This is a genomic window from Thermoplasmata archaeon, from assembly GCA_035632695.1.
Taxonomy (GTDB): Archaea; Thermoplasmatota; Thermoplasmata; order RBG-16-68-12; family RBG-16-68-12; genus RBG-16-68-12.
The window spans coordinates 1-11,381 of the sequence record DASQGG010000026.1 but is presented as its reverse complement, the minus strand read 5'-3'; the positions used below and the strand labels follow the sequence as shown (position 1 = coordinate 11,381).

Below are 11,381 nucleotides of genomic sequence, written 5' to 3'. Positions count from 1 at the left end.
ACGACGCCAAGAGCCTCCGCCGATCGAGTTCCTGAAGCCCGGGGAGACGCAGCCTCCGCCGCCCACCCAGCAAGGCCCCGTCGCCTGGGTCACGCGACCCGAAGACTACCAGCGGCCCACGTATCCCGCAGGGCCCGCGCCGCCGCGGCCACCGCCGTCTGGCCGCCTCGGACTCGCGGCGGGGATCCTCCTCGTGCTCGCGGGCGTGGTGGGGATCGCGTACACGGTCTATTCCTCCCTAATCCCCATCTCGTACTCGGACTACGTGAACCTGACCGCCGACCAGGCCACCTTCGTCACGAACCAGGTCTGCGGGATCCTGGTCATCGCGGCCCAGGCCGCCGCCCTCCTGGGCGGCATCATGGCCATACAGCGACTCAACTGGAAGCTGACCATGGTGTGCGCGATCCTCGCCACCCTCACCCTCGGCTTCTACCTGTCCGCATCCTTCATGGGCATGGCGGGGTTCACCCTCGTCCTCCTGGCGAGGAAGGAGTTCCGGAGCTGAGACTCAGCCGCGCACGACCTTGAGCCCGTCGACGAACGCCTGGTTGTCCTCGGGCGTGTTGTAGAAGTATGGCGATGCGCGGACGCGATCGTGGCGGTAGTCCACCAGAATGCCGCGGTCCGCGAGGGCATGGACCGCACGCGGCGGGTCCGCCATGGGTACCATGACGATGCCCGCCCTGCGCTCGGGCTCGCCGGGAGAGCGGATCTCGAACCCGGAATCGCCGAGGCGGTCGACCAGGTCGTTGACCAACTCGGTCGTACGTCGCCGGATCGTTGGGACTCCGAGTTCGAGCACGAGGTCGATTCCCGCGGAGCATGCATACACGGCGGCGTTGGAGGGCGTCCCGAGCTCGAAGCGGCGCGCGTCCTCCCAGAAATCGAAGCGGGCCGGGTCGAAGTCGAATTGCCTGCGGTTCCCGAACCATCCCGCGATCGTGGGCCGCAGGTCGGCGATCCGGTCCCTACGCACGTACACCATGGCGATCCCGGTGCCGCCCAGGAGCCACTTGAGTCCACCCGAGATCAGGACGTCGACGCCCGCGGCGTGGACGTCCGTGGGAAGCTGGCCCGTGGCTTGGTAGGCATCCACGACGGCGAGGGCTCCCGCGCGGTGCGCGACGGTCGCGAGCCGAGCGATGTCCTGGATCGCGCCGCTCGTGTAGAACACGTGGGACACGACCAGGGCCGCGGTCTCCTCGTCCACGGCGGACTCGTAGGACTCCGGCGGCACGGTGATGCCGTCGGGCGAGCGGAGGACGACTCGGTGCACCTCGGGCTTCACCGCCCACTGGTACGCGACCGTGGGGAAATCCAGTTCGGAGAACACGACCTTGGGCCGTGTCGCGTAGTTGAGGCAGCTCGCCAACGTCGACAAGGCGACGGAAACGCTGGGCGCGAGCGCCACCTCCTCGGGATCGGCTCCGATCACCTTCGCGAATCGCGTACGCAGCCCCTCCAAGGCGGTCATCCATCGGGAGTACCAGGCCGTCGCCCCGTACTGCTCCCACTCGTCCAGGAACGTGTACTGCGCGGCTCGAACCCGCGCGGCCAGCGCGCCGAGGGAGCAGGTGTTCAGGTAGCGCATGCGGCGGAAGATGGGGAACTCGTCCCGCCAGGGGCTCCAGTCCATGGGACCTGGAGGGAGGAACCGCGGAAAAGAGTTGCCGCTTTCTCGACGGTCTCCTGGAGACGTACGAATCCCACGCGGAGGCGAGGAGGATCTCGCGAAGGGGTCGAGCGCTCGTCTCCGCGCCGCGGGCGAGCTGCTTGACTCACCGCGAGCAAGATCGCTATGAATAGGGAGACCGCACGCTAGTTGCCTACCCCTGTCGTTCTCTACCGCGGGATTCTCGCTACTTGAAGCCATAGTCGCGATTGTCACCCCGGATTTCATCCCGGAGGGGGGGTACGCGCGGTCCTTCGGATCCGTGGCAAAGACCTTTGGCATCCGCACCCCTTGGCGGAGCCATGCGTCAGAGGGTCCTCGGGCGGACCGCGCTTCGGATCTCCGAAATCGGCTTCGGGGCCTGGGCGATCGGCGGGAACGCCCACGGGAACTCGTACGGTCCCACAGACGACGCCACCTCCGCGGCTGCGGTGAGGCGTGCAGCCGAGCTCGGGTGCACGTTCTTCGACACCGCGGACGTGTACGGTTGGGGACACAGCGAGGAGACCCTGGGGAACGCCCTGCAAGGCCGCAGGGAGGCCGTGTGCCTCGCCACGAAGGTCGGCGGGGACTTCTATCACGGCGGGGTCCGATTGAATTTCGATCCGGGATACATCGCCTTCGCGCTCGAGCGCTCCCTCAAGCGCCTGCGCACGGACCACGTCGACCTGTATCAACTGCACAACCCGCCCGCCGAGTCCATGGCCGATCCGGCCACGTACGAGGCGCTCGAGTCCCTGAAGGCGGAACACAAGATCGACCACTACGGTGTCTCGATCCACGAACCGTGGGAGGGCCTCCTTTGTCTCGAGTCGGGGAAGCCGGAGACTCTGCAAATCCCGTTCAGCCTCTTCCGGCAGGAGTGGATCGACGAGTTCCTCGGCCAGGCGCAGAAGGCGAACGTCGGGATTATTGCCCGGGAGCCCTTGGGCAACGGCTTCCTGACCGGCAAGATTGTACCCGGCGCCCGATTCCCCACCGGGGACATCCGTTCCTACTGGCCGCCCGGCATGGTGGCCGGTCGGGCGGCCGCCGCGCAGCGACTCGCGTTCCTTTCGAACGCGGAGCGCACGCCCGCGCAAACCGCCTTGCGATTCGTCCTCGCGTTCCCGGAGGTTTCGGTCGCGATTCCCGGGGCGAAGACTCCGGCGCAAGTGGAGGAGAACCTGCGAGCCTCGGATGCGCCCGCCCTCGACGACGAGGAAATCCAACGGGCCAGGACGCTGTACGCACGCGACTTTGGTCTGTGAGCCTTCCCTGAAGCCTCCTGGGCCGGTGGGGAATCCGACCGTCTGGCGAGGACCCACCTGGCCCCGCTCTTTGAGCACCCCCGCACTAGCCACTACCGGACCCTGGGAAACGGGGAGGACCGTCAAGGAATTCACGGGGTCGGCTTCTCCAACCCCCGAACCTTTTAGGCGGACCGCCGACTTCAAGACGCCGGAGCGAGCCAATCGATGTGGTGCCGCGACGACCTGGTGGCGACCCTCCGCGGCCTCGGTCTGTTGCAGGACCCCCAAGTCGAGAAGGCGTTCCGGAGCGTTCGCCAGGAGGAGTACCTGCCCGAGGCGTTTGGGGCCCTGGCTTACGCGGACATGCCCCTGCCGGTGTTGGGAGTGTCCGGGGGCAAGACGATGCCCTCGCCCCGCTGCCTCTCCGCGGCGCTGGGGCTCCTGGAGTTGGAGGGAAACGGCAGCGTCCTCGTGGCGGGAGCTCGGGGCGGTTTCCCCGCCGCGCTCCTCGCCCACATCGCCTCCGACCGGGGCGTCGTGGTGGCCGAGCCCGATGAGTCGCTCCGGACCGTGACCGCGGCGCGGTTGAAGGAGGCGGGGCGAGGCGATGTCCGCGTGGTCGCTCACCCGCCCGCAGAGGCGTTCGACCGGATCCTCGTGCTGGACCCCCATGGACCATCGCTTACTGCCCTGATGCCTCACCTCGCGGATCCGGGGACGCTGATCGCGCGCGGCCGCGGCCTCCACGACCTCGCGTTCGTGAAGGTCGTGCGCCGGCACGGCGAGACGGTCCAGATGACGTTCAACGAGGCACCCGCGCGGCTCGCCGCCGGCCCTCGGGACGCGGCGCGCGGCGCGCCCATCGACTTCGGCCGCCTGTTCGCCGTCGAGGATCTCTTGGTCCACGCGTGGGAAGGACGCGTGACGGGCCACTACGACGAGCACTTCCGGGATGTGGCCCAGGAGACATTCGCGGGCGGACCTCTGGACGACGAGGCGACGCGCGCGGGGTCGGACCTGAGGAAGTGGGGAGCCCGCCAGGCGTTCCAGGCCGCCTACATCCTCCAGAGCGCAGGTGATCTCGAGCGCGCCGCGGACGCGTACGAGCGCTCCCTGCTCCTGTTCCCGAGCGCGGAGGCCCACACGTTCCTCGGCTGGACGTACAGCTTCATGGGCCGCTACCAGGACGCGATCGCCGAGTGTGAGGCGGCGATCGGGGTGGACGTGTCGTTTGGCAACCCGTACAACGACATCGGTGCGTACCTGATCGAGCTGGGGCGGCTGGACGAGGCGATCCCCTGGCTCGAGAAGGCGATCGCCGCCTCCCGGTACTGCTGCTACTTCTACGCACACACGAACCTGGCGCGTGTGTACCTGCACAAGCGGATGCCCGAAAAGGCCCGGCGGTCCCTGCTCGCCGCGCTCCGCGCGAACCCGGACTACGCCCCGGCGCGGGAGCTGTTGCGGCATCTGGAGAGCGGAGCGCACTACTTCGCATGAGCGGTATAGGCCCCGCACGGCCCGCAGGATCCGCACGCCGAGGGGCCCCATCCCGGTACGCTTATTGACCGTGACGGATTGCCGGGGCCATGGCTTCAGGATCCGTGCCGGAACGGGACTTGCGCTCCACGATCTTGGAGCTTCATGACTACCTGTGGGCCGGAGCCCGCCCCGACGAGGCCAAGCTCCTTGCACGACTCGAGCGAGGCGCCCGAAACCTGGACCGCCACCTCGGCACGAAGGGGCGTGTCGAGCGCGCGATCCGCCCCATGACCCGACACTTCCGAAAGGTGACCCACGGGGCCGACCTGTTTACGTTCCTCCAGGCGGTTGCGCAACTCTCCTTCGCCGCGGACCGCGTACGTCGCGCGCCCCAGGACTCCGTCAAGGCGTCGAGCCAACTCGCGTACTCGCTGTGCGTGCACCTCGCCTCGGTCATGGACCGCCACGATCTCACGCAGTCGTTCGAATCGGGCCGGACCGATTTCGCGTCGTACAGCTCGAAGCTCGCCGATGCGCTGGAGGAACGCGGCGTCCTCCGGGCGGGCGAGTTCCGTCGTGCGGCAAACCAAGCGTTCGACCTGCACGCACTCTGGGACCGCCGGGCGTCAGTCGAGACACAGCGAATCGTCGCGCTCACCGCCGTCGCATCCGGCGGCTTCGCCTGCGTCCTCTTCGTCGATGCCCTGAAGGCCCTGAGCCGACACCGGGAGACGCCCTACGGACACCTCGTGCCAGTTGTTGCCGCCATCTTCCGACGCCTCGGAGGTCAGCCTTAAGTGAGGGACCTCCTTGACCGCCGACGGTCGCCGTGACGGAGGACTTCGCATCGGAGGCCCGCGCCGCGCTGGAAGCCGGGGAGCGGGAGAAGGCATTGACGCTCGCCGACCGAGCGTTCCGCGAACACGGGGACGATCCCCGGGTGCGGGAGCTCTACACGGCGCTCCACCTGGCTCGCGCGATCCGCCTGTCCGCCCGCGCACGCGAGATGCGCCGCGACGAGATTGTCCGCCGCGACATTCCGGAGGACACGGAGTTCGAGGACAGCCCGGAGGTCGCCAAGGCCTTCGACGAAGCCGCCACGGCGATCGAGGAAGTCCTCGCGGCCGACCCACGGTCGGAGAAGGGCCTCATGATGAAAGCCTCGCTTCTCTTTCGAAGAGACCGTGCGGGTGGGCGGCCTGAGGCCCTGACGATCCTGGAGGCCGTCGCGACAGCGAATCCCTCGAACCGCCAAGTCCTCTATGAAATTCGAAAGATCCAGACGCCGTGCCGGCGATGCGGGGACTCCGGGTTCTGCCCGCGGTGCCGCGGCCGCGGCGTGCGCCGGATCCTCGGGATGCAGTCCAAGTGCGAGACCTGCCACGGCCAAGGAATCTGCATGGCCTGCGGCGTCCTATGACGAGCCGTTTGCAGACTCCGTCCCGCCGAGCTCTTCGTTGTTCGGATCGGAGCCCTCGATCCACTCCACGCGGTCCGCCCGGCCGATCTCCCCGCACTCGAGGCACTCCCAACCGAGGCCGTAGTCCTCAAACATGACGAGGCCGCGGGACTCCTTCCGGCACTTCGTGCACGGACCGATCACGTAGCCGCTCACGCGATAGGCTCGGATCACGACCTCCCCCATCGCGGCTCCTCCGGCCCGTCACTCCTTCTTGGACTCGTTCGTGGTCTCGGAGGACGACCCCTTGCCGTCCGCGGAGCTGTACCAGTCGGGGACGCCTTGCTCGCCCCCGAGGTCGCAGTTGGGGCAGAGGTAGTCGAGGATCGGGTAGTTGCCGTGCGCGTGCTGCACGAAATAGACCTTCTCAGCACCGCACTTGGCGCACTTCTGCGGCTCGCCGCCGACGTTCTTCCGGCTGAACATCGCGCGTGCGACCGTGCGGGCGAGAGATAAAGTTGACGTCCCGCGGACCGCACAAACCCTCTTCTCCCGGGGGACCATGCTTGGGCCGTGTTCCTCTACTTCAGCCGCTACCGCTTCAAGGAAGGGAAGGATATCGAAGGCTTTGAGCTTCTGAAACACCAGGCGCAATCCCTGCGTGATGCCCCGGGATGCGAGGGGGAATGGCTCGGCCAGGGGCAGCATCCGTCCACCGAGTTCATCATGATCGGACGCTTCCGAGACGAGGAGGCTCTGCGGGCATACGAGGGCCGTCTTCGATCCGATCCCGTCCACGGAGGCGACTTCTTCGCGTTGCTGCGACTCACGACGCAGCCGCCGGAGGTCACGTCGTACGAAGTCCGCGATACCCCATAAATCGTGGATTCAGACTTTCGAGCGGATCTTCGGGATCCACTGGTGACCGACACCGTCCGCGTGCGGCTCCTTGACGAAATCCTGGTAGATCACAGCGTAGTCTCGGACGAGGATCTCGCCCACCTTGTCGAACACGTACCGCATTTCGACCTCGGCCCCGGGTGCGGTCCGCATCTCGAGGACCCACCGAAGGGTGCGGTGGTTCGCGGACCAGACGATCGTGGTCGCAATCCCGTCGGGGAGCATGCGCCGGAGTGCGGAGGTCCACGCCTTCTTCTCATCGAATTTCATGTCTCCCGTGATCGTGTCGTCTGCGATCTTCTGGTACATTGCATAGTTCGCCTCGACGGCACGACTAAGGTCCTTGAGGTTCTTCATCCGTGAGAGTTCGGAGCCTGGGACCATGGTCATCCGGAGCTCCGTGGGCCGCACGTACCGCAGTGACTCCTGGCTAATGGCCACGCCCGCGCGATGGCGCACGAGCTCGTGGGTAAACACCCGGCTGACATCCTGGAAAATCCAGTGGGTCACCGCGTGTTCGAAAATCGATCCGTCACCCTTCGCGAGGACATTTCCGATGTAGTCCTTCGAGTCCTCGCGGACGCGTGTGATATTGGGGTTGAGTCCGATTCCGAAGCTCTTGTAGCAGGAGCGACCCGCGATTTCAGTGATGGCCTCCGCGGAGTGGATTTCGTCCCGCGACTTGGCACCGTACCACGGTTGCTTCGCGAGCCAGTCGTGAGCACCGATCGAATCGAGGAATCGAGCGGCTTCGTCCGGATCGATGTGGGACTCCCCGAACTTGTAGATCTTGGGTTCGACCCATTGCACGCAACCCGCCTCCCATGGGCTGAACACCTCATTGTGGCCGCACGGATAAGAGCTTCCCTAGGTCGGATGAATTGGAAGTTCACAGCCACCGGTAAAGGACTCTATAGAACTCGGCCTGGTCGGGTTTGCGCACACCCTTGAGGACGGTTTCCAGAACGTGTTTTCGTTGGGCCTCCGCGGTTTCGTATCCCGCGGAGATCGCATCGTACTTCGAGAGCTTCTCGAGGCTCGTCTTCTCCACGAGGATCGCTTGGCCCTCGCCGACGACCTCCTCCCCGAAGCGAATCACGAGGCGGTTCCCCGGTACCAGGTTCATCTCGTCGCGCTCCCGGGTGGACAGGTACGTCTGGTAGACGTACTGCAGCCGGAGCTTCTCCTCCGCACCCTTGTACCGGATGACCAACGTTTTCGGGGGCATCGCGTTCGGCGGAATCATCAGGTCCGGCTCGCGCCATGGAACGCCGGCCCATGAACCTTACGCACGGCTACAAGGCGGCGAGGACCTCGTCCGTGTGCCCGTCCACCTTGACCTTGGGCCAGACCTTCGCGACCTTGCCCTGTTCGTCGATCAGAAAGGTCGTGCGCTCAATTCCGAGGAACTCGCGGCCGTACAGCTTCTTCTTCTTCCACACTCCGTACGCCTCGGTCACGGTGCCCGCGTCGTCGCTGAGCAAGGGGAAGTTCAGGTGGTATTTGTCGCGGAACTTGCCGTGGCTCGCGTGGTCGTCGCGGCTCACGCCGAGCACCGCGGCCCCCTTGGACGTCACGCGGGCGAGGTTGTCGCGGAAGCTGCACGCCTCGGCCGTGCAACCCGGTGTGTCGTCCTTGGGATAGAAGTACAGGACGACCTTCTTGCCTCGGAAATCCGTGAGCGAGACCGTGCGTCCGTCGTCCGCAAGGAGTTTGAAGTCCGGTGCCTTGTCCCCAACCTCGACCGTGTCGACCACCGAGGAGGCGAAGCGTCCGCACGATTTAACGGCGACGGCTTTCGCGCCGCGGCGGGCCAACGGCATGGCCGACGGATGCTCTCAACCGCGAGAATATCGGATAAGATATCTGGCCCGAGTAACTTAAATAGGGTGTCCCAAGTTCGTCGGATGTACTCGCCGACGGGAGTGACGACGAGGTAGCTTCATGGCCAAGTCCAAGAAGTCCACGGCTCGGTCGGCCCCCAAGCCGAAGCCCGTGCCGCGGCCCGTGCCGGCCTTCCGCCCTACCTACGAACACCCCCGCGCGCAGAAGCCCGCGACCCCAAACCAGGCGGCGCAGGCGGCCCAGCAGGGCCTCCTCCAGCTCACGTTCGGGCGCCATGCCCACGGCTACGGGATCGTGGCCGCAGTCGCGTTCGCCCTGGACGCCTTCCTCCTCGTCGCCATGCTCCTCACCCCCACGTTCCCCATGCTCCCCGGGGGCTACGCGGACTTCACGCTCCTGCTGATCCCCGCGGCGGCAGGCGCGTTCACCTCCGTGGACGCGGTCCGGCTGAAGCGTGAGCCGTACCGGTTGCAGTACGCCTCCCGCCACTTCGTCACGAGCACGCTGGGCATGGTCCTGTTCTTCGTCGTGGCGGCCTTCATCCTCCTCAAGACCTGGCAGATCGCGCCCGCCTGGATCCTGCCCTGGCTCTACCCGTTCGCGGTCCTGGGCGTCCCGCTCACGATCATCTCCATGGCGATGACCTGGGAAGGACTCGGGGCGCGCAAGGCGGGCAGCATCTTCCTCGCCCTCGTGCTCCCGATCGCCATCTTCCTCCTCGTCCTGGGGAACATCCGGATCGCTCCCACGCCCGGGACGACCCCTTCCCTGGCCGCCGTGTTCCCCGTCGTCGTGTTCTTCGCGGGTGCCCTGACCACGGAGTTCTCCGGCGCCCTCCTCCATATCATCGCCTCCTCGACGAGCGTCTACCAGCGCGAGATCCTGAAGGCGGACAACACGAAGGTCGCCCTCCTCCAGCAGGAGCTCCAGAAGAAGCGGGAGGCCCTGGACTACCGCGAGCGGTCCATCCGCGGACGCGAAGCGCACACGGAGGCGCTCCAGCAGGAGCTCGACGAGCAGGCCGCAGAGATCAAGGCGAAGACCGGGGACGTGACGGCGCGGGAGGTCTCCCTCGAGAAGTCCTCCAAGGACCTGCGCGAACTCGACCGGAAGACGGCTTCGGCGCGCGCGGAGATCGAGGCCAAGGTCGAGGAACTGCGCTTGCGCGAGGCCGACGTCGCCGCCTCGAAGCAGGAGGCGGAGAAGCTCAAGGCGGAGGTCAGCGCCCGCGAGGCCGCGTTCTCGTCCCGGGAGCAGGAGATCAAGCGGAAGGACATCGAGATCACCTCCCAGAGCCGCACCATGGAGCAGAAGGCCAAGGCGGCCGAGGATCGCGAGGCGCGCGTGCAGGAGGCCGAGAAGTCCTTGGATGCGAAGCGCACGGCCCTCCTCAAGCAGGCGAAGGACCTGGAGCTCAAGGAGTCCGAGCTCAAGCTCCGGTCCGAGCAGCTCCAGGCGACGCACAGCGCCTCGGAGACGAGCCGGATCAAGGAGCTCAAGGACTGGGAGTCCAAGATCCTCGCCAAGGAGAAGGAGGTCGGGTCCAAGGAAGTCGAGCTCCGTTCCTTGGAGAACCAGCTGCGGGAGCGCTACGAGAGCGCGACCCGGATCGACAAGCAGTTCCAATCCCAGCGCAAGATCTCGGAAGACCGCGAGCGGGAACTCGTCGCGCGGGAGAAGGCGATCTCCGACCACGAGGCGGACCTCAAGGAGCGGTCCGCCGAGGTGGAGCGCATGGCCTCGTCCATCCAGGAAGCCCAGGGCGACCTCCAGGAGAAGACGAAGAAGTACGCGGAACTCTTCAAGGAGGCCAAGCTCAAGGAAGCCGCGGCCGGCTCCGACAAGGACGAAATCCGGCAGCGGAGCCAGAGCCTGGAGGGCCGCGAGAAGAAGCTTGCGGAGATGCAGTCCAACCTCCAAGCGGAGATCAAGCGGCTCAACGACGAGAACCGGAAGCTGCTCGAGAAGGGCAAGGAGATGGAGGAGAAGGAGTCCGACCTCAGCCTCCGGGAGATGGAGATGGAGAACCGGGCCAAGGAGGCCCGCGCCGCGGCCGCCACGCCGGGGATGCGGGACATGGACCGGGAGGCCCAGCTCGAGGAATGGGAGCGCCGCCTACGCGAGCGCGAGGAAGAGTTCAAGCGCCGGATGTACCAGAAAGACAAGGAGATGGAGATGCGCGAGACCGCGCTCAAGGCCCACCTGACCGCACCGACCGCGGAGGCCGAGGAGGCTGTGAGCGTGGAGAAGAAGGCGGAGAAGGTGAAGACGGGCACGCCGCGTCTGGACGACCTCCTCTACGGGGGCATCCCGTTCAACTCGAACCTCCTCGTCGTCGGCCCCGCGTTCGTGGGCAAGGAGGTCGCCATCCTGAACTTCATCGCGGAAGGCTTGAGGAAGAGCATCCCCGCGATCATCGTGACGACCGCGAAGCTCCCCATCGACATCGCGCGGGACATGGCGCCGATTCTCCCCACGTTCGTGGAGTACGACCAACTCGGCCTTGTGCGCTGGATCGACTGCACCGCGCCCACCGCGAACGGCAAGGTTGCCAAGGAGAAGAACGTCTGGCGCGTGAACGGTCCAACGGACTTCGATTCCATCTTCTCCATCGTAAGCCAGCTCGATGAGGAGTTCAAGGGCAAGTATCCCTACTTCCGACTCGCGTTCATGACCCTGAGCTCCAGCATCACCCAGGCGGACGAACGTGACGCGCTGAACTTCTTCCAGCGCCTGGTCAACCGCCTGCGGCAGACCAAGGTCGTGAGCCTGTTCGCCCTGGAGCGCGGGATGCACACGGACCAGACGATCGAGGCCCTCGAGCACACGGTCGACGGCGCACTCCACT

13 protein-coding genes are annotated in these 11,381 nt (G+C 66.3%); 7 read left to right on the top strand and 6 right to left on the bottom strand.

What is annotated here, in order from left to right; genetic code table 11:
- Positions 1-508: hypothetical protein (locus VEY12_01855; GenBank protein HYM38876.1), on the top strand; the 508-nt coding region annotated here is incomplete at its 5' end.
- Positions 509-511: 3 nt separating this feature from the next.
- Here the strand turns inward: VEY12_01855 and VEY12_01850 are convergent.
- On the bottom strand, positions 512-1,639 hold the full coding sequence (locus VEY12_01850) for an aminotransferase class V-fold PLP-dependent enzyme (GenBank protein HYM38875.1): 1,128 nt from the start codon (positions 1,637-1,639) through the stop codon (positions 512-514).
- Between the two features lie 338 nt (positions 1,640-1,977).
- Between VEY12_01850 and VEY12_01845 the strand changes: the two genes are divergently transcribed.
- From VEY12_01845 to VEY12_01830, 4 genes are all read left to right on the top strand, one after another.
- Positions 1,978-2,925 carry an aldo/keto reductase gene (locus tag VEY12_01845; GenBank protein HYM38874.1) on the top strand — a complete coding sequence of 316 codons (948 nt, stop codon included), beginning with the start codon at positions 1,978-1,980 and terminating at the stop codon, positions 2,923-2,925.
- Positions 2,926-3,132: 207 nt separating this feature from the next.
- Complete coding sequence (locus tag VEY12_01840; protein HYM38873.1) at positions 3,133-4,407, top strand: tetratricopeptide repeat protein; 1,275 nt, start codon at positions 3,133-3,135, stop codon at positions 4,405-4,407.
- Positions 4,408-4,496: 89 nt separating this feature from the next.
- Positions 4,497-5,186, top strand: coding sequence for a hypothetical protein (locus VEY12_01835; GenBank protein HYM38872.1), 690 nt, complete (start codon positions 4,497-4,499; stop codon positions 5,184-5,186).
- 32 nt (positions 5,187-5,218) lie between these two features.
- Positions 5,219-5,809 carry a hypothetical protein gene (locus tag VEY12_01830; protein HYM38871.1) on the top strand — a complete coding sequence of 197 codons (591 nt, stop codon included), beginning with the start codon at positions 5,219-5,221 and terminating at the stop codon, positions 5,807-5,809.
- Here VEY12_01830 and VEY12_01825 read toward each other — a convergent pair.
- Positions 5,804-6,034, bottom strand: a complete 231-nt coding sequence (locus VEY12_01825) for a hypothetical protein (GenBank protein HYM38870.1) — start codon at positions 6,032-6,034, stop codon at positions 5,804-5,806. The genes VEY12_01830 and VEY12_01825 overlap by 6 nt on opposite strands.
- An 18-nt stretch (positions 6,035-6,052) precedes the next feature.
- A complete protein-coding gene (locus VEY12_01820) occupies positions 6,053-6,274 on the bottom strand; it encodes a hypothetical protein (protein ID HYM38869.1) in 222 nt (73 codons plus the stop codon).
- Between the two features lie 87 nt (positions 6,275-6,361).
- Between VEY12_01820 and VEY12_01815 the strand changes: the two genes are divergently transcribed.
- The gene (locus VEY12_01815; GenBank protein ID HYM38868.1) at positions 6,362-6,667 is read left to right on the top strand and encodes an antibiotic biosynthesis monooxygenase; all 306 of its coding nucleotides are present in this window, start codon (positions 6,362-6,364) and stop codon (positions 6,665-6,667) included.
- A gap of 9 nt (positions 6,668-6,676) precedes the next feature.
- On the opposite strand, the gene thyX is transcribed toward VEY12_01815, so the two are convergent.
- The 3 genes from thyX to bcp form a co-directional block, all read right to left on the bottom strand.
- Positions 6,677-7,498, bottom strand: a complete 822-nt coding sequence (gene thyX, locus VEY12_01810) for an FAD-dependent thymidylate synthase (protein ID HYM38867.1) — start codon at positions 7,496-7,498, stop codon at positions 6,677-6,679.
- A gap of 79 nt (positions 7,499-7,577) precedes the next feature.
- A complete protein-coding gene (locus VEY12_01805; GenBank protein HYM38866.1) occupies positions 7,578-7,934 on the bottom strand; it encodes a hypothetical protein in 357 nt (118 codons plus the stop codon).
- Positions 7,935-7,983: 49 nt separating this feature from the next.
- Positions 7,984-8,445 (bottom strand): thioredoxin-dependent thiol peroxidase, encoded by a 462-nt coding sequence (bcp, locus tag VEY12_01800; GenBank protein HYM38865.1) that lies wholly within the window; start codon positions 8,443-8,445, stop codon positions 7,984-7,986.
- A gap of 187 nt (positions 8,446-8,632) precedes the next feature.
- Between bcp and VEY12_01795 the strand changes: the two genes are divergently transcribed.
- On the top strand, positions 8,633-11,381 hold a 2,749-nt coding region (locus tag VEY12_01795), incomplete at its 3' end, for an ATPase domain-containing protein (protein HYM38864.1).

What these genes read in the sequence shown, in the direction of transcription:
- VEY12_01825 (HYM38870.1), bottom strand. Translation starts at nt 6,034, where the DNA reads ATGGGGGAGGTCGTGATCCGAGCCTATCGCGTGAGCGGCTACGTGATC.
- VEY12_01850 (HYM38875.1), bottom strand. Translation starts at nt 1,639, where the DNA reads ATGGACTGGAGCCCCTGGCGGGACGAGTTCCCCATCTTCCGCCGCATG.
- VEY12_01820 (HYM38869.1), bottom strand. Translation starts at nt 6,274, where the DNA reads ATGTTCAGCCGGAAGAACGTCGGCGGCGAGCCGCAGAAGTGCGCCAAG.
- VEY12_01805 (HYM38866.1), bottom strand. Translation starts at nt 7,934, where the DNA reads ATGATTCCGCCGAACGCGATGCCCCCGAAAACGTTGGTCATCCGGTAC.
- VEY12_01845 (HYM38874.1), top strand. Translation starts at nt 1,978, where the DNA reads ATGCGTCAGAGGGTCCTCGGGCGGACCGCGCTTCGGATCTCCGAAATC.
- VEY12_01840 (HYM38873.1), top strand. Translation starts at nt 3,133, where the DNA reads ATGTGGTGCCGCGACGACCTGGTGGCGACCCTCCGCGGCCTCGGTCTG.
- VEY12_01835 (HYM38872.1), top strand. Translation starts at nt 4,497, where the DNA reads ATGGCTTCAGGATCCGTGCCGGAACGGGACTTGCGCTCCACGATCTTG.